Origin of the sequence: Hydrocarboniphaga daqingensis, assembly GCF_900129825.1 — a bacterium.
Taxonomy (GTDB): Bacteria; Pseudomonadota; Gammaproteobacteria; order Nevskiales; family Nevskiaceae; genus Hydrocarboniphaga; species Hydrocarboniphaga daqingensis.
The window spans coordinates 90,634-110,663 of record NZ_FQWZ01000008.1 but is presented as its reverse complement, the minus strand read 5'-3'; the positions used below and the strand labels follow the sequence as shown (position 1 = coordinate 110,663).

At 64.1% G+C, this 20,030-nt stretch carries 19 protein-coding genes and 3 tRNA genes; all 22 read right to left on the bottom strand.

Annotated elements, in window-relative coordinates; genetic code table 11:
* Positions 1 to 61: 61 nt before the first annotated feature.
* A complete protein-coding gene (odhB, locus tag BUB09_RS15535; protein ID WP_072899188.1) occupies positions 62 to 1,294 on the bottom strand; it encodes a 2-oxoglutarate dehydrogenase complex dihydrolipoyllysine-residue succinyltransferase in 1,233 nt (410 codons plus the stop codon).
* A 61-nt stretch (positions 1,295 to 1,355) separates the two neighbouring features.
* The gene (locus BUB09_RS15530; RefSeq protein WP_072899186.1) at positions 1,356 to 4,238 is read right to left on the bottom strand and encodes a 2-oxoglutarate dehydrogenase E1 component; all 2,883 of its coding nucleotides are present in this window, start codon (positions 4,236 to 4,238) and stop codon (positions 1,356 to 1,358) included.
* 125 nt (positions 4,239 to 4,363) lie between these two features.
* On the bottom strand, positions 4,364 to 5,278 hold the full coding sequence (gene galU / locus BUB09_RS15525; protein WP_072899184.1) for a UTP--glucose-1-phosphate uridylyltransferase GalU: 915 nt from the start codon (positions 5,276 to 5,278) through the stop codon (positions 4,364 to 4,366).
* Between the two features lie 151 nt (positions 5,279 to 5,429).
* On the bottom strand, positions 5,430 to 6,281 hold the full coding sequence (locus BUB09_RS15520; protein ID WP_072899182.1) for a MaoC family dehydratase: 852 nt from the start codon (positions 6,279 to 6,281) through the stop codon (positions 5,430 to 5,432).
* 85 nt (positions 6,282 to 6,366) lie between these two features.
* Positions 6,367 to 7,617 carry a c-type cytochrome biogenesis protein CcmI gene (ccmI, locus tag BUB09_RS15515; RefSeq protein ID WP_245793308.1) on the bottom strand — a complete coding sequence of 417 codons (1,251 nt, stop codon included), beginning with the start codon at positions 7,615 to 7,617 and terminating at the stop codon, positions 6,367 to 6,369.
* A complete protein-coding gene (locus BUB09_RS15510) occupies positions 7,617 to 8,123 on the bottom strand; it encodes a cytochrome c-type biogenesis protein (RefSeq protein ID WP_072899180.1) in 507 nt (168 codons plus the stop codon). The genes ccmI and BUB09_RS15510 overlap by 1 nt, the downstream gene beginning before the upstream one ends.
* Complete coding sequence (locus BUB09_RS15505) at positions 8,120 to 8,647, bottom strand: DsbE family thiol:disulfide interchange protein (protein WP_072899179.1); 528 nt, start codon at positions 8,645 to 8,647, stop codon at positions 8,120 to 8,122. The genes BUB09_RS15510 and BUB09_RS15505 overlap by 4 nt, the downstream gene beginning before the upstream one ends.
* A gap of 1 nt (position 8,648) precedes the next feature.
* Complete coding sequence (locus tag BUB09_RS15500; protein WP_072899177.1) at positions 8,649 to 10,622, bottom strand: heme lyase CcmF/NrfE family subunit; 1,974 nt, start codon at positions 10,620 to 10,622, stop codon at positions 8,649 to 8,651.
* Between the two features lie 3 nt (positions 10,623 to 10,625).
* Complete coding sequence (ccmE, locus tag BUB09_RS15495; RefSeq protein ID WP_072899175.1) at positions 10,626 to 11,120, bottom strand: cytochrome c maturation protein CcmE; 495 nt, start codon at positions 11,118 to 11,120, stop codon at positions 10,626 to 10,628.
* On the bottom strand, positions 11,117 to 11,281 hold the full coding sequence (ccmD, locus tag BUB09_RS15490; protein WP_245793307.1) for a heme exporter protein CcmD: 165 nt from the start codon (positions 11,279 to 11,281) through the stop codon (positions 11,117 to 11,119). Before ccmD ends, ccmE begins: the two co-directional genes overlap by 4 nt.
* Positions 11,274 to 12,029 (bottom strand): heme ABC transporter permease, encoded by a 756-nt coding sequence (locus BUB09_RS15485; RefSeq protein WP_072899171.1) that lies wholly within the window; start codon positions 12,027 to 12,029, stop codon positions 11,274 to 11,276. The genes ccmD and BUB09_RS15485 overlap by 8 nt, the downstream gene beginning before the upstream one ends.
* Before the next feature lie 19 nt (positions 12,030 to 12,048).
* On the bottom strand, positions 12,049 to 12,717 hold the full coding sequence (gene ccmB / locus BUB09_RS15480) for a heme exporter protein CcmB (RefSeq protein ID WP_072899169.1): 669 nt from the start codon (positions 12,715 to 12,717) through the stop codon (positions 12,049 to 12,051).
* Complete coding sequence (gene ccmA, locus BUB09_RS15475) at positions 12,717 to 13,301, bottom strand: heme ABC exporter ATP-binding protein CcmA (protein ID WP_084083500.1); 585 nt, start codon at positions 13,299 to 13,301, stop codon at positions 12,717 to 12,719. The genes ccmB and ccmA overlap by 1 nt, the downstream gene beginning before the upstream one ends.
* A 74-nt stretch (positions 13,302 to 13,375) precedes the next feature.
* Positions 13,376 to 13,461 (bottom strand) — tRNA-Leu (locus tag BUB09_RS15470).
* 88 nt (positions 13,462 to 13,549) lie between these two features.
* Positions 13,550 to 13,623 (bottom strand) — tRNA-Cys (locus BUB09_RS15465).
* Between the two features lie 77 nt (positions 13,624 to 13,700).
* Positions 13,701 to 13,776 (bottom strand) — tRNA-Gly (locus BUB09_RS15460).
* A 78-nt stretch (positions 13,777 to 13,854) separates the two neighbouring features.
* On the bottom strand, positions 13,855 to 14,424 hold the full coding sequence (pgsA, locus tag BUB09_RS15455; protein ID WP_072899145.1) for a CDP-diacylglycerol--glycerol-3-phosphate 3-phosphatidyltransferase: 570 nt from the start codon (positions 14,422 to 14,424) through the stop codon (positions 13,855 to 13,857).
* A 72-nt stretch (positions 14,425 to 14,496) separates the two neighbouring features.
* Complete coding sequence (gene uvrC / locus BUB09_RS15450) at positions 14,497 to 16,317, bottom strand: excinuclease ABC subunit UvrC (protein WP_072899144.1); 1,821 nt, start codon at positions 16,315 to 16,317, stop codon at positions 14,497 to 14,499.
* A gap of 149 nt (positions 16,318 to 16,466) precedes the next feature.
* Entirely contained in the window at positions 16,467 to 17,123 is a 657-nt protein-coding gene (gene uvrY, locus BUB09_RS15445; protein WP_072899142.1) for a UvrY/SirA/GacA family response regulator transcription factor, read from the bottom strand.
* Positions 17,124 to 17,157: 34 nt separating this feature from the next.
* Entirely contained in the window at positions 17,158 to 18,180 is a 1,023-nt protein-coding gene (locus BUB09_RS15440; protein WP_175550226.1) for an SRPBCC family protein, read from the bottom strand.
* 164 nt (positions 18,181 to 18,344) lie between these two features.
* Positions 18,345 to 19,652, bottom strand: coding sequence for an isocitrate lyase (aceA, locus tag BUB09_RS15435; RefSeq protein WP_072899138.1), 1,308 nt, complete (start codon positions 19,650 to 19,652; stop codon positions 18,345 to 18,347).
* 45 nt (positions 19,653 to 19,697) lie between these two features.
* Positions 19,698 to 19,832, bottom strand: a complete 135-nt coding sequence (locus BUB09_RS17600; RefSeq protein ID WP_281249933.1) for a hypothetical protein — start codon at positions 19,830 to 19,832, stop codon at positions 19,698 to 19,700.
* Between the last annotated feature and the right edge of the window lie 198 nt (positions 19,833 to 20,030).

Sequence of the window (20,030 nt, the reverse complement as noted above, 5' to 3'; positions counted from 1 at the left end):
CAAGGACCGACGCACAACAAAAAGCCCGCTGAAAGCGGGCTTTTTGTATAACGCGGATCGATCAGATCTGCAGCAGCAGACGGCTCGGATCTTCCAGACCTTCCTTGATCGTCCGCAGGAACAGCACGGCATCACGGCCGTCGATGATGCGGTGATCGTAGGTCAGCGCCAGGTACATCATCGGGCGAATCACGATCTCGCCGTTGACGACGACCGGACGGTCGAAGATGCCATGCATACCCAGGATCGCGGCCTGCGGCGGATTCAGGATCGGCGTCGACATCATCGAGCCGAAGATGCCGCCATTGGTGATCGAGAACGTACCACCGGTCAGGTCTTCCATCGTCAGCTTGTTGGCCTTGGCCTTGGCGCCCAGGCCCGCGATGGTTTTTTCGATCTCGGCGAAGCTCAGCGTGTCCGCATCACGGACGATCGGCACGACCAGACCGCGGTCGCTGCTGACCGCAACGCCGATATCGTAGTAACCGTGATAGACGATGTCGTTGCCATCGATCGAGGCATTGACCAGCGGATACTTCTTCAGCGCTTCGATCGAGGCCTTGACGAAGAACGACATGAAGCCGAGCTTGGTGCCGTGGGTCTTCTCGAAGCTGTCCTTGAACTTGGCGCGCAGATCGTTGACCGCCTTCAAGTCGACCTCATTGAACGTGGTCAGCATCGCCGCCGTGTTCTGCGATTCCTTGAGGCGCTCGGCGATGCGGGCGCGGATGCGGGTCATCGGCACGCGCTGCTCTTCGCGCGCACCGGCCGGAGCGCGCGCCACGGGCGCTTCGGCCTTGACCGCAGGCGTGGCTGCCGGCGCCGGCTTGGACGCATAAGCTTTGACGTCTTCGATCGTCAGCCGACCACCCTTGCCGCTGGCCGGGATCGCCGATGCCGTCAGACCCATCTCGCTGAGCAGCTTGCGCACGGCCGGGCTCTGACCGTCATCGGCTGCCGACGGCGCCGGCGTGGTGGTCGACGTTGCCGAGGCGGCCTTGGCATCACCCTTGGTCATCACCGGCGGTTCGGCGGCCGGCGGGCTGGCGGCCGTGGCACCTTCTTCGATGATGCCGATCACGTCGCCGGCGTTGACCGTCGCGCCCGGCTGGATGCGGATCTCCTTGAGAATGCCGTCGACGGTCGACGGCACTTCCAGCATCACCTTGTCCGTTTCCAGATCGACGAGGTTCTGCTCGCGCTTCACCGGCTCGCCGGCCTTCAGGTGCCAGGTGGCGATGGTGGCGGACGACACTGATTCCGGCAGGGTCGGTACTTTGATCTCGATGCTCATGTGACGTGCTTGTCCTTGTGTTCGGTCTGCTGGTCTTTCTGCAGTATGGGGCGGCGGCGACTCAGGCGTTGTGGCCGGCCGGCTTGCCGCCGGTCAGACCTCCGCGGATCACCGCGTCCTGCTCCTGGTTGTGCACCTTCAGATAGCCGACGGCGGTCGTCGACATACCCGGGCGGGTTGCGTACAGCAGTGCATGCTCCGGCTTGAGATAGGCGCTGAGCCGGTGCTTGATCTGGTACCACGCGCCCTGGTTCTCGGGCTCTTCCTGGCACCAGACCACTTCCTTGGCGTTCGGATAAGCGGCGAGCACCTGCTCGTAATCGGCGCGCGGGAATGGATACAGCTGCTCGATGCGCACCAGCGCAACATTGTCGAGCTGCTCCTTGAGCCGCGCCTGATACAGGTCGAAGTAGACCTTGCCCGAGCACAGCACGATGCGGGTCACCTTGCTGGCATCGACCTCGGTGTCGGCGATGATCGGCTGGAAGCGGCCCTGGGTCAGATCGTCGAGCGTCGACACCGACAGCGGGTGGCGCAGCAGCGACTTGGGCGTCATCACGATCAGTGGCAGACGCAGGCCGCGCTTCATCTGGCGGCGCAGCATGTGGAACATCTGTGCCGGCGTCGACGGCACGCAGACCTGCTGGTTATTGCCGGCGCACAACTGCAGCCAGCGCTCCAGACGTCCGGACGAATGCTCCGGCCCCTGCCCTTCATAACCATGCGGCAGGAACACGGCCAAGCCGCAGGCGCGTCCCCACTTGGCTTGACCTGAGGCGATGAACTGGTCGAACACAACCTGAGCACCGTTGGCGAAGTCGCCGAACTGCGCTTCCCAGATCACCAGGCAGTCCGGATCGGTCGTCGAATAGCCGTACTCGAAGCCGAGCACACCCTCTTCCGACAGCAGCGTGTCGGTGGCGACGAAGCGGTTCTTGTCGGGATCGAGGTGGCGCAACGCGGTGTAGCTGTCGCCGGTGACCGAATCGTGCACGGTTGCGTGGCGGTGGAAGAACGTACCGCGCCGCACGTCCTGGCCCGACAGTCGCACCGAGAAACCTTCGTTGACCAGCGTTGCGTAGGCCATGGTCTCGGCAAAGCCCCAGTCCATTGCCAACTCGCCCGCCGCCATCTTGGCGCGGTCCTCGTAGATCTTCTTGACGCGCGGGTGCAGCGTGAAGCCATCGGGCAGCTTGGCGATGCGCGCATGTGCAGCGCGGATCGTGTCGACGCTTACGGCAGTTTCGGCCGGCGAATCCCACTGCCCTTGCGTGTAGCTGGCCCAGTTGACCGTGTACTTGTTGCCGACCAAGCCCAGCGTCGTACGCGCGATGTTGACGCCGTTGTCCAAGCCTTCGCGATAGGCGCGAACCAGCGTGTCGATCTCGCCCTTGGCGATCGCACCTTCTTCTTCGAGCTTGCGGGCGTACAGCGCCATCGTCGTCGGCTGCTTCTTGACCGCTTCGTACATCTGCGGGCTGGTCACGCTCGGCTCGTCGGCCTCGTTGTGGCCCAGACGCCGGTAGCAGCAGATGTCGACGATGACGTCCTTGTGGAATTCGTTGCGGAAGTCCATCGCCAAGCGCGTGACGAACACCACCGCTTCGGGGTCATCGCCGTTGACGTGGAACACCGGCGCTTCGACCATCTTGGCCAAGTCGGTGCAGTAACGGCTGGTGCGCGAATCGTGGCCCGGCAAGGCTTCGATCGGATTGGGCGTCGTGAAGCCAATCTGGTTGTTGACGATGATGTGCAGCGTGCCACCCGTGCCGTAGCCCTTGGCGTGCGACAGCTGCATCGTTTCCATGACGACGCCCTGGCCGGCAAACGCCGCGTCGCCGTGGATCAGCACCGGCACCACGCGATCGCCGCGCTCGTCATTGCGGCGCGTCTGCCGCGCCTTGACCGAGCCTTCGACGACCGGGTTGACGATTTCCAAGTGCGACGGATTGAACGCCAGCACCATGTGCAGCCGCTTGCCGGCGACTTCAACGTCGGTCGAAAAGCCCATGTGGTACTTGACGTCGCCAGCGCGCGACAGGCTTTCAGCGCTGTACTTGCCTTCAAACTCGGCGAACAAGTCCTTGGGCGACTTGCCCAGGACGTTGACCAGCATGTTGAGTCGGCCGCGATGGGCCATGCCGATCACGACTTCCTCGACATCACGCACGGCGGCGCCACGCAGCACCTCGTCCATCGCCGGAATCAGCGCATCGCCGCCTTCGAGCGAGAAGCGCTTCTGGCCGACGTACTTATTGTGCAGGTAGCGCTCGATACCTTCGGCCGCGACCAGCTGCTTGAGCACGTCGCGCTTGGCTTCGACGGCGATCTTGGGCTTGAATGCCTGCCCTTCGAGCCGCTTCTGAATCCAGCGCTTCTGCGCCGTTTCGGTGATGTACATGTACTCGGCACCGATGGTGTCCGTGTACACGTTCTTGATGATACGGATGATCTCGCGCAGCGGTAGGCGGTCGGGGCCACCGTGCATCAGGGACCCGGTGTTGAACACGGTGTCCATGTCGTCGGCACCGAGTCCGTGAAATGCCGGATCGAGATCGGGGACGATGACTTGGGGGGAGATATTCAGCGGGTCAAGACGCGCCGCCTGATGGCCGCGCACCCGGTAATAGTTGACCAGCCGTAGCACCGCAGCCTGCTTTTCGGCAGCGCGTGCATCGAAGCTGCTCTGGGCCGCCGAGGCACTGCTGACGACCATGCCCGGTTTCTTCTCGCGCGCCAGCTTCTCGAAGCGGGCCAGCACATCACTGTGCGCAATCTCGCGGGGCGCGTTCTGGTCCTGAATCAGCCGGAAGTACGCTCGCCACGACGGGTCGACCGACTCGGGGTCTTCGAGGAACTGCTCGTAATAGGCTTCAACGTAGTTGGCGTTGGCACCCTGGATCGAGCTGGACTCGATCAAGCTCTGATATTTGTTACCGCTCATTGTTATAACTGCCGCGATGCTCTGCATTGAGGCTGGAGGAACACACCGTGCGGGACGAGTGAGCCGCCTGAGGGATCGCGGCAGAGACAGGGGCGGCAGAGCCGCCCCGCACGGGAGGTTGAGGCTTATTTCTTGGAGGGCGCCTTGTCGGACTTTTCGGCGCTCTTCAGATCGATCTGCAGCGCCGTCAGGTAGTCACGGAATTCGTCGGCCAGTTCAGGGTGCTTCAAGCCGTACTCGACGTTCGCCTTCAGGTAGCCGATCTTGGAGCCGCAGTCATACCGCGTGCCTTCGAATTCGTAGGCCAGTACCGTCTGCTCCTGGATCATCATGCTGATCGCATCGGTCAGCTGAATCTCGCCACCGGCGCCGCGGGGCGTGCGCTCAAGCAGCTTGAAGATGCGCGGCGTCAGGATGTAGCGGCCGACGACGGCGAGGTTGGACGTGGCTTCCGAGGGCTTGGGCTTTTCGACGATGCGGCGGATTTCGCCCAGGCCCGGGCCGACCGGCTGCGTCTCGACGATGCCGTAGCTCGACACGTCTTCCTTGGGCACGCGCTGCGTGGCAATCACGCTGGTGCCGTACTCCTGATAAACGCGCTGCATCTGCGCCAGGCAAGGACGCAGTTTGCCGTCGATCAAGTCGTCGGCCAGGATCACCGAGAAGTCTTCGTCGCCAACCGCCGGCCAGGCGCACAACACCGCGTGGCCAAGGCCGAGCGCTTCGGCCTGGCGAATGAAGATGCAGGTGATGCCCGGCGGCAGGATCTCTTGAATGATCTGCAGCAGCTTTTCTTTGCCGCGCTGGCTGAGCTCGGCTTCGAGCTCATAGGCCTTGTCGAAGTGATCCATGATGGAATTCTTCGACCGGCCGGTGATGAAGATCAGCTCTTCGGCGCCTGCGCTGATCGCTTCCTGAACCGCGTACTGGATCAGGGGCTTGTCGACGACCGGCAGCATTTCTTTGGCGCTGGCCTTGGTGGCGGGCAAAAACCGCGTGCCAAGACCGGCAACAGGAAACACCGCCTTACGAATACGCATGCATCACTCCTAGGTTGGTCGATGGGACCGACCCGGTAGGCAATGACCATGCCCGGTGAGTCCCGCAGCGCGCGATAGTCTAGGCGCTCGGGACTACAAATGCATGCGTTTTGAGGCTATCGCCTCATTCGGAATTCGCGATTCGGCAGGCTCAGCGGATCAGGCCGCTGAGGTAGGTGCGGTCCTTGTTGGCAGCCAGCATCAGGAACTCATGGCCCTTGGTCGTCACCGAGCGCTTGACCACCGCCTTGGTCGGCAGCATCACCGGCGCGCGGTACTGCACCTGGAGTTCCTTGGGCGCGCCGCCGAGGTCACCCTCAAGCAGTGCCGCGCAGCGCGCCACGGTCCACATGCCGTGCGCGATCGCCTGCTTGAAGCCGAACAGGCGCGCCGTGATCGGATACAAGTGGATCGGGTTGTAATCCTGCGACACCTGCGCGTAGCGCCGGCCGGTGTCGGCGGGCGCACTGACCGACTTGTAGTCGGCGAGGCCAGATAGCACCGGCTCGGGCATCTTGCCCTTCGGCATGTCGGTCTTGAGTCGCACCAGCGGCGTGGTCACGGACTTGTAGACCACCTCACCAGAGGCGTCCGTGAACTCGGTGATCAGGTCAAAGATGATGCCATTGGGAATACGACGTGCTGGCCCGACACTGGCGACCACGTCGTAGACACCGTCGACCGGCAGGCCGTGGGCCTGCTCGATCTTGTTGCGAAGGTGCACCAGACCCAGCAGTGCGAACGGAAACTCAGGCTGGGTCATCAGCCACAGGTGCAAGGACGTCACCAGCACCTGCGGGTAAGTAATCGGCATCACGTCCGACGGGGCAAAGCCGCAAACGTCACGGTAGCGGTCCACCAGCTTGGCATCGGCGCGGACGCCAGACACCTTGACCGACAGCGGCGGAATCTTGGCCGAGGCGTCGGCCTTTCGGCTGATCGTCTTCAGCGCCTTGAGCAGCAGCGGGCGGGCATCGGGCAGTTTGGGCAGTGTCTGGGTCATGCGACGGGTCCTGTGCGCCGGCGGGCGCAATATGAAGGCGTAAGTTTTTAAGTGGCTGCGGCAAGAGCGTGCCGCGGCCCGCGACTCAGGGGATGCGCTGGTCGATCGTCAACGTCAGCGGCTCGCCCGCCTGGTCTCGACCCACCACGACACTACCCTGCAGGTCACCGCTTTCGGCCTTGGCCTGCCCCGTGCGCCCGATGCGCGCCGTCACGATCCACCGATCGAACTGCGACAGCTTCATCGTCGGCATCACCGCCATGCTGTCGTCGAGAATCACTTCGCTCGGCAGCGGCGTCGCGGCACCGCGATAGACCGCCACCGGCATCGGCGGCCCTTGTTCGGCACGGGCAAACACCATAAGCACCGCATCGGCCGGAACCTGAGCGAGCATCCCTTGCGCAAGCAGCAACTGTACCCGCAGGCGCACGGCGGGCGGTGTGGCTGACGGTGGCGATATCGCTGGCGCAGCGGTCAAGGCCGGCGCGCTGCCGTCGATCGCCGCCAACTGTTCGGTCAGCACCGTTCGCAATTCGTCCGGCAGCGGCTGCTGCAGCAGTGCCGTCCAGCGCTGTCGCGCCAGCGCCGTGTCGCCGGCCTGGGCGGCAGCCAATCCGCCGTACCACAGCGCCTTGGGCTGCTGCGGCTCCAACGCGAGCGCTTGCTCGAACAGCTCACGCGGCCTGCCGGACAGTTCGCGATTGCCCGCCATCGCCAGCGCCTCGGCCTCGCCGGTCAGTGCGTCGGGATTGCGTGATTGCGTGATGCGGTTGACCTGCGCGTAGGCCTGCGCTGATTCGGGGTAGCGGCGCGTCATGAAGTAGGCACGACCCAGCATCGCCCAACCTTCAGCATCATCGGGCGCCGAGTCGAGGCGCGCACGCAGCGTGGCCAGCATCTGTTCGACGTCTTCGGCGGTCACCGGCGGTGGCTGCACCTCACCGGCGACCAAGCGCTGCTGCTGCCAAGTGCCTTGCGAGTAGTAGTAGCCCGCTGAAAACACGGCCACCACCAGCAGCAGTAGCACCGCCGCTCGACGTCGCGGCGGCACGGGCCGATTACCGACCGGCGACGCGGGTAGATCGCGATGATCGACGTCGTCGAGCAGGCGTGCGCCGGCTTCGTCGCGAACGGCCTGCGCCTGATCAGCCGGAATCAGGCCCGCCGCCAACTCCTGATCGATCTCGATCAGCCGCTGACGGTATGCCGCGATATTGCTGGCGCGCCGCTGCGCGGCTTGCGGGTCGCGACGCGTCCACAGAGGACGCGCCAGATTCAACGCGGCCAGTACGGTGATCACCAACATAACCGCGATCAGCACAGCTGTGCCCGACATCAGTCAGAACCCTCTTGTTCCTGCAACAAGCGCCGGATGCGCTCGGCATCGGCGACGCCCGGTGTCGCCGGCTGGCGCGCCGACGAGCGCCGCATGAACAGCACGGCGGCGATCAAGGCGATCGCGAGCAACGCGAAAGGGCCGATCCACAAGGCCAGCGTGCGCGCCGCAAGACGCGGCTTGTACAGCACGAAGTCACCGTAGCGATGCGTCAGGTAGTCGCGAATCTCGTCATCACTGCGGCCGTCGGCGATCTGCCGGTGAACCTGGTCGCGCAGGTCCAGTGCCAGCGGTGCAGACGAATCGGCAATCGTCTGGTTCTGGCAGACCAAGCAGCGCAGCTGGTTGATCATCGTGTCGTAGCGCTGCTGCTGTTCACCGGCCAGCGGCGCGGGCGGTGTTGGCGTCGGCGCCGCTGGCTGCGCCGACACAAAAGTCGGCACGATCGCAGCGGCAAGCAGCAGCCACAACGACAGAACGTGAACCCCACGCAACAGACGGATCATCGCGACGCACTGCCTTGGGCGAGCAAGGGCGCGATCTTGTCGCGCCAAGCCGCGTCAGTCATCGGGCCGATCTGCTTGTACACCACACGGCCGTCGGCACTGAGCACGAAGGTCTCCGGTACGCCGTAGACACCCCAGTCGAGGCCCGCCTGGCCCAACGCATCCGCCACGATGATGCGATACGGGTTGCCATGCCGCGCCAGCCACTGCTCGGCCGCTTCGCGCGTGTCTTTGTAGTCGATGCCGACGATCTCGACGCCGTATTCACGGGCCAGCTTCATCAACACCGGATGCTCGACCTGGCAGCCGGCGCACCAGCTGGCGAAGAAGTTGACCAGCACCGGACGCCCTTGGAGGTCCAGCGGGGTGATCCGCGCGCTGCCGTCGAGGTTGGGTAGATCGAAAGCCGGCGCCATTTTGCCGATCAAGGGGCTCGGCACTTCTCGCGGGTCCAGCCGCAGGCCGATGCCGAGCAGGGCCAACAGACCCAGCAGCACGACCACCGGGATCGCAAAGCGCAGCATGTCAGGTCGCAGCCGTCTGCGCCGACGTGACGGGCGCGTTGAGCGCACTGCGCTCAAGGCGGTAGCGCCGATCGCTGGCGGCGAGAATGCCGCCGAAGAACATCAGCACGCCGCCGAACCAGACCATTCGCATGAACGGCTTGTAGTAAAGCCGCAGTGCCCAGTCGGCATCGCCGATCGGCTCGCCGAGTGCGACATACAGATCGCGTCGCGGATTGTGGTCGACGGCCGACTCGGTCATGACGCTGCGCTGGGACGGATACAGCCGCTTTTCAGGGTTCAGCGTCGCGATCGGCTGGCCACTACGCTCGACGAAAACGGTGCCGAGGTCGGACTGGTAGTTGGCACCTTCGCGATGTTCGGTGCCCTGGAACGTAAACGTATAGGCACCGATTTCGGCCGACTGGCCAGGACCCAGGCGCACATCTTTTTCAACGCTGAACAGGCCAGCGTATGTGACGCCCAGCGTCCAGACACCCAGGCCGAAATGCGCAAGCGTCATGCCCCACGTGGCCGCTGGGATCGAGCGCAGACCCTGCCAGCGATCGCGGCGTGAGCGAACCCGATGCGTCACATCGAGCAGCGCACCGATCATCAGCCAGACCGACAGCGCCGTCCCAGCGATCGCCAACCACGCGAACGAACGCTCCAGCACATACGGCAGCAGCACGGCCGCGATCAGCGTGGTCAGCGCGACCCAGCGCAAGCTCCACAAGGCTTCGCCGAGCTTGGCGCGCTTCCAGCCGATCCGGGCCGACAGGCCGACCAGCACCGCCAGCGGCACCATCAGGGGAAGGAAGATCGCATTGAAGTACGGCGGGCCGACCGAAATCTTGCCTAGACCGAGCGCATCGATCACCAGCGGGTAGAGCGTGCCGATCAGTACCGCCGCGGCGGCCGCTACCAGAAACACGTTGTTGAGCAACAGCAGGCCTTCACGCGACACCAGCTGCACGGCACCGTCCGATACCAGCCGCGGCGCCCGCCACGCGTACAGCAGCAAGGCCGCGCCGAGCACGATCGTCAGGAATGCCAGGATGAACACGCCACGCGCCGGATCGGTCGCAAACGCGTGCACTGACACCAACACGCCCGAACGTACCAGGAACGTACCCAGCAACGACAGGGCGAATGCCAGGATCGCCAGCAGCACGGTCCAGCTCTTCAGCACGCCGCGCTTTTCAGTGACCGCGAGCGAGTGAATCAGCGCGGTACCGACCAACCAGGGCATGAACGAAGCGTTCTCGACCGGATCCCAGAACCACCAGCCGCCCCAGCCGAGCTCGTTGTACGCCCACCACGAGCCGAGCGTGATACCCATCGTCAGGAACAGCCAGGCCGTCGTGGTCCACGGACGCGTCCAACGTGCCCATGCCAGATCGAGCTTGCCGGTGATCAGCGCCGCCATCGCGAACGAAAATGCGACCGAAAACCCGACGTAGCCCATGTAGAGCATCGGCGGGTGGATGATCAGCCCAGGGTCCTGCAGCAGCGGATTCAGATCGCGACCTTCAGCCGGCACTGGAAACTGGCGTTCGAACGGATTGCTGGTGGCCAGCATGAACAGCAGAAAGCCGACGCTGATCGCGCCCATCGTCGCCAGCACCAGCGCGGCAATATCCGGCGGCAGACGGCGGCTCGACAGCGACACTGCAAAGCCCCAGCCGGTCAGCATCAGCAACCACATCAGCAGCGAGCCTTCGTGGGCGCCCCAGACGGCCGATAACCGGTAGATCAGCGGCAACTGGCTGTGCGAGTTGCTGGCAACGTAGGTCAGTGAGAAGTCGTTGTCGACAAACGCCAGCGACAACGCGGCATAGGCCAGCACCACCAGCGCGAACTGCGTCTGTGCGCCACTGACGCCGATGCCCAGCAGGCGCTGGTCACCTCGCCAGTAGCCGAGCACCGGCAGCACGCCTTGGGCGATCGCCACGGCCAGTGCCAGAATCAGCGCGTAATGCCCGATTTCGGCCATGGCTCAGCGCGCCAGCGCCGGCGCGTCGGCGCTGGCCAGGTTGCCGTTGACCGACTTGAACGGCGCGCAGTTATGGCGGCCGTCAGCGCTCTTGAGGCCTTCGGCCAGCTCAGGCGGCATGTAGTTTTCGTCGTGCTTGGCCAGCACTTCGTCGGCGGTGAAGGCGCCGTCGTCACCCAGCGCGCCGGTCGCGACAATGCCCTGCCCCTCGCGGAACAGGTCCGGCAGTATGCCCTCGTAGCGCACTGACACCTTCTGGGCGCAATCAGCCAGCGTGAACGTCACCAGCAGACCTTCGCCGCGCACCAGACTGCCGCGCTCGACCAGGCCGCCGAGTCTCACGCGTGCATTGCGCGGTGCATCGTTCGCCGCCAGGTCGGTCGGCGTGTAGAAGTACATCATGTTCTCGCGCAGCGCCTTGAAGCCAAGCACCGCCGCCAAGGCGACGCCGCCCAACAGCACTCCGACCCAGACCATCCGACTCTGACGCTTGGTCACTCGCGATCTCCCGATTGCGGTTCGTCTTCGATGAGCTTGCGCAGCACCGCCGTGCGTTCGACGCGCGGCGTGATCACGTTCCAGACGACCACGGCGGCAAACACGCCGAAGCTCGACCAAACGTAGGCGGCGTAGCCCCCCATTGCGAAGAACTCAGACATGGCCGGCGGCCTTGCGTTCACCCAGCAGAGCGGCGACCCAGGTACTGCGCCGCTCGCGCAGCAGCACGTCGTTCTGTACGCGGCGCAGCACGGCCCAGCCGAAGAACGCCATGCAGCCGAACGTCATCGACAACAGCGGCCACAGCATCGACGCTGCGATCGCCGGCTTACCGATCCGCGACACCGTCGAGCCCTGGTGGAGGCTGTTCCACCATTCGACCGAGTAATGGACGATCGGCACGTTGACCACGCCGACCAAGGCCAGCAGTCCGCAGGCTCGGGCACCGGCGCGCGGGTCTTCGAATGCCCGGTTGAGCCCGAGCACCCCCAAGTACAGGAACAGCAGCACCAACTCGGAGGTGAGGCGCGCGTCCCACACCCAGTATTTGCCCCACATCGGCTTGCCCCACAGCATGCCGGTTATCAGCGCCAGCGCCGTGAAGCTAGCGCCCACCGGCGCGATCGCCACGACGACGCACTCGGCGAGCTTGATCCGCCAGATGATGGCCACCGCAGCGGCGGCAGCCATTGCCACATAACCCGACAGTGACAGCCAAGCGGCCGGCACGTGGACGTAGATGATGCGGAACGCATCGCCTTGCTGGTAATCAGGCGGTGCCAGCCACAGTCCGCCGACCAGGCCATAGCCGATCAGCAACAACGACAACACGGCGAGCCACGGCGAATAGCGGTCCGCTAGACGATAGAACGTCGGAGGCGATGCCAGCCGGTGAAACCAGGTCCACATGGGGTCGTATTCGGTGGGATCAGTCGAAGCTGTTGCGCAGGGCGACGGTGGCGGCCAGCGGCAGCAGACAGAGCCCGGCGACCAGCAGCGATGCGAGCAAGTATAACGGACCGGCCGCCGACAGACCGGCGGCGGCGGCACGCGCAGCACCGGCCCCGAAGATCACCACCGGACCGATCAGCGGCAGCACCAGCACTGGCAACAACACGGCCGCGCGCGGCAAGCCGACGGTCAGGGCCGCAGCAAAGCCACCAATCAAGCTGAGCATCGGCGTCCCCAGCAGCAAACCCGCCAACAAGGTCGGCAGCACCGTCGCAGGCACGTCCAACTGCAGCGCCAGCGGCGCGGCAATCAGCGATAACGGTAAGCCGCCCAGCAGCCAGTGACCGATCAGCTTGGCGTACACCACGGGCATCGCGCCCTGCGCGCCGAGAAAACATTGCTCGAGCGTGCCATCGTCGAAGTCCGCCCGGAACAGCCGGTCGAGGTTCAGCAGCGCCGACAGCAGCACACCGACCCACAACACCGCCGGGGCGAAGGCCGACAACTGCGGGTCGTTGGGCTTCCCGCCGAGTGCGAACAGCGTGACCACGATCAGATAAAACAGCGGCGGCAGCAGCCAGTCACCCTTGTGGCGCGCTGCCAGCCTCAGCTCGCGACGCAACGCCGCTGCGAATACCGCGAACATCAGCTCAGCTCCATCGTGCGCATGCGTCCGTCGGCCAGCGGCAAAGGCTGGTGGCTGGTGACGATCACCGCTCCGCCTTGCTGCAGATGCTGGTCGAACATGCAGCCCACATCGTCCAGGCCCGCCACGTCGAGTGCGGCCAGCGGCTCGTCCAGCAACCATAGCGGACGTGGCGCGACCAGCAGGCGCGCCAGAGCCGCTCGCCTCTTCTGTCCAGCCGACAAGGTTCGCGCGGCCCGGTAGCGCAGCCGCGCCAAGCCCAAACGCTCGAGCGAGGTCACGATCGGCGCCGCACTGCACTGCTGCAATGCACACCAGTACTGAAGATTCTCGATCAGGCTCAAGTCTCCATTGAGCCCGTTTTTATGCCCGAGCCAATGCAGACCGGCTTCGGGGCGAACCACCTGCCCTCGCAGCGGCGCCCTGAGGCCTGCGAGCACTTCAAGCAGCGAGGTCTTGCCGGCACCGTTTCGGCCGCGCAGATGCAGCAGCACGCCGGCATCGAGGCTCAACGCGAAGTCGGTTAGCAGCACGCGGTCGCCGCGACCGACGCTGAGTCCGTCTACTCGAAGCAAGGGATTCAAGGTGTCAGAGACCGGCGCAAGGACAGGAGAACGGCGCGCTATCGGGAGTGCGGCGCCGACGTCGACAAATCAAGTGGTGCGACCGGCCGGAATCGAACCGGCACGCCCAGAAGGCGGGAGATTTTAAGTCTCATGCGTCTACCAATTCCGCCACGGTCGCGAACGGACGCGATGCTACCACTGTGAATCGGCGCCGGAGGCCAACAAGAGTGGAAGCGACAGGCCGCGATGGGCCCGGACAATCAAGATGGAGGCTGCGGCCGGAGTCGAACCGACGTACGAGGATTTGCAGTCCTCTGCATGACCGTTCTGCCACGCAGCCCTGGTTGAAGATTCTACTCACGCCGTGGTGCGTAGAAAGTAAAAAACCCCGGTGCAGCTCGGGGTTTTTTGGAAGCCTGGAGCGGGAAACGGGATTCGAACCCGCGACCTCGACCTTGGCAAGGTCGCGCTCTACCAACTGAGCTATTCCCGCGAAGAGGCGCGCATTTTAGCGTTTGCGAGCAGGCTGTCAACACCTTGCGAACGCTTTTTTTACGAACCGTTGAAGCGATCAGCGAACCGGATGATCTTCCTTCATGAAAGGCCAAGCGGCGCGCAGATAAAGCAACATCGACCACACCGTCAGCGCGGCGGCGGCGAACAATAGCACGAAGCCGATCTCGTAGATCGGAATGCCGAGCAGCGGGATTTCCCACAGCATGCAGCCGATGGCGACCATCTGGAATATCGTTTTGAGTTTGCCGACCCAGCCAACAGCGACGCTGGTACGCTGACCCAGCTCTGCCATCCACTCGCGAAGCGCCGATATCGTGATCTCGCGACCGATGATGATCGCCACGAGCATTGCCAGAATCCCACCCGGCCTTGCTTCGAGAATCATCACCAGCGACACCGCCACCAACAGCTTGTCGGCAACCGGGTCCAGAAACGCGCCGAACTTCGACGTCTGCCCCCACAGCCGCGCCAGGTAGCCGTCGACCCAATCGGTCACGCAAGCAGCGGCGTACAGGCAGAACGCCACCTGACGTGCATACGGGTACGGCAGATAGAACAGACCCAGCACGACGGGGATCACCGCAACCCGGAGCAGAGTCAGAACATTGGGTAGATTCATTCGCATGCGCCGAGTATCGACGTTTTCCCGCGTCGGCGCAGCCCGGTTCAGGTCGCGCGCCGCACAGGCCGGTTGCCGTCAGTTGCGATAGTGCGCGTAGATGCGCTCGGCCAGCGTCTGGCTGACACCTTCGACCTGGGTCAGCTGCTCGATCGTTGCACGCCGCAGCTGCGCGGTCCCACCGAAAGCCTTCAGCAGCGCGCGACGTCGCGCCGGCCCCAGCCCGTCGATGGTTTCAAGATCCGACGTCACGCGCGCCTTGTCGCGACGGCCGCGATGGCCGGTGATCGCAAAACGATGCGCTTCGTCGCGGATGCGCTGAATCAGATGGAGCGCCGGCGAATCGGCCGCGAGCCGCAGCGGAAACTCCATCTCGGGCAGGATCAGTTCTTCGAGTCCGGGCTTGCGCGTCGGTCCCTTTGCGATCGCCACGACACGCAGATCGTCGACACCCAATTCATCGAGCGCTTCGAGCGCCGAGCCGAGCTGCCCTTTGCCTCCGTCGATGAACAGGACGTCGGGACGTTGCACTTCGCCCGACTTAACGCGGGCGAAGCGTCGCGCCACCGCCTGCTTGATCGCAGCGTAATCGTCGCCCGGCGTGATGCCGTCGATATTGAACTTCCGGTAATGCGTCTTCAGCGGACCGTCCTCACCGAACACGACGCAGGACGCCACCGCCTTCTCACCGCGCGTGTGGCTGATATCGAAGCATTCCATGCGACGCGGCGGATGATCCAAGTCGAGCGCGCGCTGCAGTTCGAGCAGACGCGAGTCCATGCTCGCCGCTTCGACCAACCGGGTCGATAGTGCTTGCGCCGCCGTGTTCAGCGCCATCTCCATCAGCTTCTGCTTGGGTCCGCGCTGTGGCTGCTTGAGACTGACGCGGCGACCCGCGTGCTGGCTGAGCGCGGCTTCGAGCCAGTCGAGGTCTTCGACCTCGTGGCTGATCAGAATCTCCGGCGGGCACGGCTGCTGGCTGTAGTGCTGGCTGACAAAGCTATCGAGCAGCTCGGCAACGTCGGTATGTGGCGGATGTTTCGGAAAATGGCTGCGATGCCCGAGGTTGACGCCGTCACGGACGCTCATCACGACCACGCAACTGCTGGACGCATGCGGCGCCACGGCGATCAAGTCCAACGCCTCGGCACCGCCGCTGATCACGCGGTTTTCGCGAACCCGCTTGAGTGCCGCGATCTGGTCGCGCAGCCGCGCAGCGCGCTCGAACTGCAGTTCCTCGGCCGCTTGCTCCATCTCGGTCGACAACTCACGCGCCAACTCGTCGCCACGCCCCTCGAGCAGTCGCGCCGCCTTGGCCAGGTCGCGCGAATAATCGGCAGCGTCGATCAAGCCGACGCAGGGCGCCGAGCAACGCTTGATCTGGTGCTGCAGGCAGGGCCGCTCGCGGTGCGCAAAAAAACTGTCGCGACATGGCCGCAAGCGAAACAACTTCTGCAGCGTGTACAGAGTTTCTCGGACGGCCGATGCACTCGGAAAGGGCCCGAAGTACCGATCGCCTGGCGACTTGGCTCCACGGTAGTAGCTGATGCGCGGATAGGCGTGCGACGAGAAACGAACGTACGGGTAGCTCTTGTCGTCGCGATACATCACGTTATAGCGCGGCCCGAACTCCTTGATCAGGTTGTTCTCAAGGATCAGCGCTTCGTCTTCGGTACGCGTGACGGTGATATCGATACGGCGGATCTGCGACACCATCGACTCGATGCGCGGATCGCCTGACGCCCGCAGAAAGTACTGCCCGACCCGCTTCTTGAGATTGCGCGCCTTGCCGACGTAAAGCAGCTCGTCGGCGCCGCCGTACATGCGGTAAACGCCCGGATGCGTCGTCAGCTGCGACAGAAAGGCGCGGGAATCGAAGCTCTCGCTGTTGGCTGCCATAGGCCGTTAGTTTAACGCGCTTGAGTTGCGCTCTTGATCAGCGATCGAATGCGGCGCGACGCTCAGAAGGTCACGCGTTCGTCGCCATGCTGCAGACGCTCACTCGGCGATGCGCGCCAGACTTTCCCAGCGCGAGTCGGTGAGCGTTATCAGCGCGCTGCGGGCTCGGCTTTGTCCTCCAGCAAACCATAGCGCATCGCCATACGTGTCAGCTCGACATCGTTGGTGACGTTGAGCTTTTCGAACAGCCGATAGCGGTAGGTGCTGACGGTCTTGGGCGACAAGTGCAGCCGGTCGGAGATCTCTTGCGTGCCGTAGCCCTTGGTGACCATCAGCATCACCTGGGTTTCCCGCTGCGACAGCTGCTCGAACGGACTGTTGCTGGCGCCGCGAACCAAGCTGGCGGCCAGATTGCCGGCGACGTCAGCGGCGACGTAGTGTCCGCCGGCGTAGACGCGGCGGATTGCGGATACGACTTCGTCGGCAGCCGAGTCCTTGCTCAGATAGCCAGCCGCGCCGCCGGCCAGAAAGCGGCTCGGGTACGGCTCTTCCAAATGCATCGAGACCGCGATGACCTTGGTCGACGGCGACCGCTGCAACAGCCGCCGCGTGCACTCCAATCCACCGATGCCCGGCATGTTGATATCCATCAGCACCACGTCGGGATTGGTCTGACGCGCCAACTCCAGCGCATCCTCTCCATTGCTGGCCTCGGCGACCACCGACATATCGGCCACTTCCTGCAGCACTCGGCGCAAACCTGCGCGGACCAGACGATGGTCGTCCACCAGCATGATCTTGATCATCTAATTCGACCCTGTTTGTTGAGTTGCGCCGGCTCTACTTGACCGGCTGGACCAGCTGCGCAAGCGATGTTTCGGACGTGGTGACACCTGGATCGGATAGCCGCTGCTGCCAGCGCGCTCCATTGTCCTCCAGCCCCGCAGTCAGCTTGAATGCGGTCAGCGCCGCAACACTACTCTCTATCGCAGCATCAGCACCAACGTGACGGCCACGGATCGCCCAGCCCGCATAGGTTTTGCCGCAGCGCACTGCGCTCGCTTCATCGGGCGGCGTGCAGGCCGCGTCGAGCGGGATCGCGGCGATGAACTTCCACAGTCGCGTCGAAGCATCGAGCGACTCGGTGATCAGCAGCGGCTCGCCGCTGGCTCGACGGCCAGCGCCGGCAATGAAAGCCGCTATGCGGGCGTGCGCGTCCTGCACGAGCGGCGCGGCACCATCATAGGGCGCCTCGCCGGCGACATAGGCGATCGGCAGGCTGTCGACCTCGACCACCTCCGGTTGAACCGCGGTGAAGTCCGTCCGCGGCAAGCTCTCCGCAAGCGGCTTGAGCCGTGCGAGGCCTTTGTCGAAATCGGGACCGATCATTTTGTCCAGCAGCAAGCCGAAGTAGCGATTCAGCACGTTGCCATTGAAGTCGGATTCGTAAGTCCAAACCAGCCGTGTGCCGCTGCCGTCGGCCGACAGCGAATACGTCAGCAGATTGTCGACGTCCATGCCGTCGAACTGCAGCCGAACCTTGACCGCCGCATACGGCGTCGCCTCGAGTATTTCCTGGCTACCGGAGCCGGCTGCCGGGTTCTGGCTGGTCCAGCGTTGCCGCGCGCCGACACCGGTCGGCGGACCGCTGTAGGTGTAGACCGTCTGCGGATCGATATCGGCCCATGGCGACCAGCGGTTGAACTGCCGGAATCCGTTGAGCACGGTGTAGACGGTGGCGGGGCTGGCATCGATTAGAACGCTGCGCTCAACACGGGCGCGGTCCGGCAGCGCCAAGCCCACACCGAGAAATACGGTTGCCAGCACCGCCAACAGCACCAACAGCGTCTTCAGAATCCGCATCGCCATCCCTCCCTAGGCTGCAACATCCGCACGGCAGATACCCGACCATCGCCCACCCCGAACGACGGTCCCGCTCACAAAAAACCCCCGCCGAGGCGGGGGTTCATGCTACGGCCAGTCGACGGGCGGCGCCATGATTCAGCGACGCCCGACGACCATGAGGCTTAGTGGAACTGCTCTTCTTCCGTCGAGCCCGTCAGAGCCTTGACGCTGGAGGCGCCGCCCTGGATCACGGTGGTCACGTCGTCGAAGTAGCCAGCGCCGACTTCCTGCTGGTGCGACACGAAGGTGTAGCCCTTCTCGCGAGCCGCGAATTCCGGCTCCTGCACCATCTGCGTGTAGTGCTTCATGCCTTCGCCGCGAGCGTAGGCGTGGGCGAACTGGAAGGTGTTGAACCAGTTGATGTGGATGCCGGCCAGCGTGATGAACTGGTACTTGTAACCCAGCGCGCTCAGCTCTTCCTGGAAGGAAGCGATCTGGCTGTCGTTGAGGTTCTTCTTCCAGTTGAACGACGGCGAGCAGTTGTAGCTCAGCAGCTGGCCGGGGTTGTCCTTCAGCACGGCCTGAGCGAACTCACGGGCGAAGCCGATATCCGGCACGCCGGTTTCGCACCACACCAGGTCGGCGTACGGCGCGTAGGCGACGCCGCGGCTGATCGCCTGCTCCAGACCGTTCTTGACGCGGTAGAAGCCTTCCGGGGTGCGCTCGCCAGTCAGGAACGGCTTGTCGTTCGGATCGTGGTCCGAGGTCAGCAGGTTGGCAGCTTCGGCGTCGGTACGAGCCAGCACGATCGTCGGCACGCCCATCACGTCGGAAGCAAAACGCGCGGCGACCAGCTTCTCGATGGCTTCCTGCGTCGGCACCAGCACCTTGCCGCCCATGTGGCCGCACTTCTTGACCGCAGCGAGCTGGTCTTCGAAGTGCACGCCGGCGGCGCCGGAGGCGATCATGTTCTTCATCAGCTCGAACGCGTTCAGCACGCCACCGAAGCCGGCTTCGGCATCGGCCACGATCGGCAGGAAGTAGTCGACGTAATCCTTGTGGCCCGGCTCGATGCCGCGGCTCCACTGGATTTCGTCAGCGCGCTTGAAGGTGTTGTTGATGCGGCGAACCATCGTCGGCACGGAGTCGTACGCGTACAGCGACTGGTCCGGGTACATGGTTTCGCTGGTGTTGCCGTCGGCCGCAACCTGCCAGCCGGACAGGTACACGGCTTCGAGGCCGGCCTTGGCCTGCTGCATCGCCTGACCGGCGGTGATCGCACCGAAAGCGTTGACGTAGCCCTTCTTGGCGCCGCCGTTGACCTTGGCCCAGAGCTTCTCGGCGCCCTGCTTGGCCAGCGTGTATTCGATCTGCTGGCTGCCGCGCAGACGAACGACGTCGGCGGCCGTGTAGGTGCGCTTCACACCCTTCCAGCGGGGGTTGGTCGCCCAATCGAGTTCGAGGGCCTTGATTTGCTCTTCGCGGGTCATGTCAGCTTCCTGTGGGTCAATACAAACAGTTTGGGATCAAAACAGTTACAGCGCCGGCGCGCGGGTTACGGTGCCGGGATACGAGCAGCGCGCCGTCGGCGCACCGGAGATGACGACGATCCGCTCGACGCGACGGAGCAAGCTCGACGTCGCAGTCGTCAGGATCAGGGAACCGGGCATCGGAGCGAGACCATCCGACGCTTGCAGCACCGCCACCGCCATCATGAAAGCTCCAGACCATGCCATCCGTTTGCCGGAGTGGCGCCGACCCAAGGGTCGTTTGAGGGCGCGAATCATAGCGGAGCGTTTGTGACTTTTGCAACGCAGCATTGTCGCCGCTATCAGGTTCGATACTTATAAAATATGGCAGACGACGCA

Excerpts from the sequence above, each read along its gene's own strand:
- odhB (WP_072899188.1), bottom strand. The coding sequence starts at position 1,294 with ATGAGCATCGAGATCAAAGTACCGACCCTGCCGGAATCAGTGTCGTCC.
- BUB09_RS15530 (WP_072899186.1), bottom strand. The coding sequence starts at position 4,238 with ATGAGCGGTAACAAATATCAGAGCTTGATCGAGTCCAGCTCGATCCAG.
- galU (WP_072899184.1), bottom strand. The coding sequence starts at position 5,278 with ATGCGTATTCGTAAGGCGGTGTTTCCTGTTGCCGGTCTTGGCACGCGG.
- BUB09_RS15520 (WP_072899182.1), bottom strand. The coding sequence starts at position 6,281 with ATGACCCAGACACTGCCCAAACTGCCCGATGCCCGCCCGCTGCTGCTC.
- ccmI (WP_245793308.1), bottom strand. The coding sequence starts at position 7,617 with ATGTCGGGCACAGCTGTGCTGATCGCGGTTATGTTGGTGATCACCGTA.
- BUB09_RS15510 (WP_072899180.1), bottom strand. The coding sequence starts at position 8,123 with ATGATCCGTCTGTTGCGTGGGGTTCACGTTCTGTCGTTGTGGCTGCTG.
- BUB09_RS15505 (WP_072899179.1), bottom strand. The coding sequence starts at position 8,647 with ATGCTGCGCTTTGCGATCCCGGTGGTCGTGCTGCTGGGTCTGTTGGCC.
- BUB09_RS15500 (WP_072899177.1), bottom strand. The coding sequence starts at position 10,622 with ATGGCCGAAATCGGGCATTACGCGCTGATTCTGGCACTGGCCGTGGCG.
- ccmD (WP_245793307.1), bottom strand. The coding sequence starts at position 11,281 with ATGTCTGAGTTCTTCGCAATGGGGGGCTACGCCGCCTACGTTTGGTCG.
- BUB09_RS15485 (WP_072899171.1), bottom strand. The coding sequence starts at position 12,029 with ATGTGGACCTGGTTTCACCGGCTGGCATCGCCTCCGACGTTCTATCGT.
- ccmB (WP_072899169.1), bottom strand. The coding sequence starts at position 12,717 with ATGTTCGCGGTATTCGCAGCGGCGTTGCGTCGCGAGCTGAGGCTGGCA.
- pgsA (WP_072899145.1), bottom strand. The coding sequence starts at position 14,424 with ATGCGAATGAATCTACCCAATGTTCTGACTCTGCTCCGGGTTGCGGTG.
- uvrC (WP_072899144.1), bottom strand. The coding sequence starts at position 16,317 with ATGGCAGCCAACAGCGAGAGCTTCGATTCCCGCGCCTTTCTGTCGCAG.
- uvrY (WP_072899142.1), bottom strand. The coding sequence starts at position 17,123 with ATGATCAAGATCATGCTGGTGGACGACCATCGTCTGGTCCGCGCAGGT.
- BUB09_RS15440 (WP_175550226.1), bottom strand. The coding sequence starts at position 18,180 with ATGCGGATTCTGAAGACGCTGTTGGTGCTGTTGGCGGTGCTGGCAACC.
- aceA (WP_072899138.1), bottom strand. The coding sequence starts at position 19,652 with ATGACCCGCGAAGAGCAAATCAAGGCCCTCGAACTCGATTGGGCGACC.
- BUB09_RS17600 (WP_281249933.1), bottom strand. The coding sequence starts at position 19,832 with ATGCCCGGTTCCCTGATCCTGACGACTGCGACGTCGAGCTTGCTCCGT.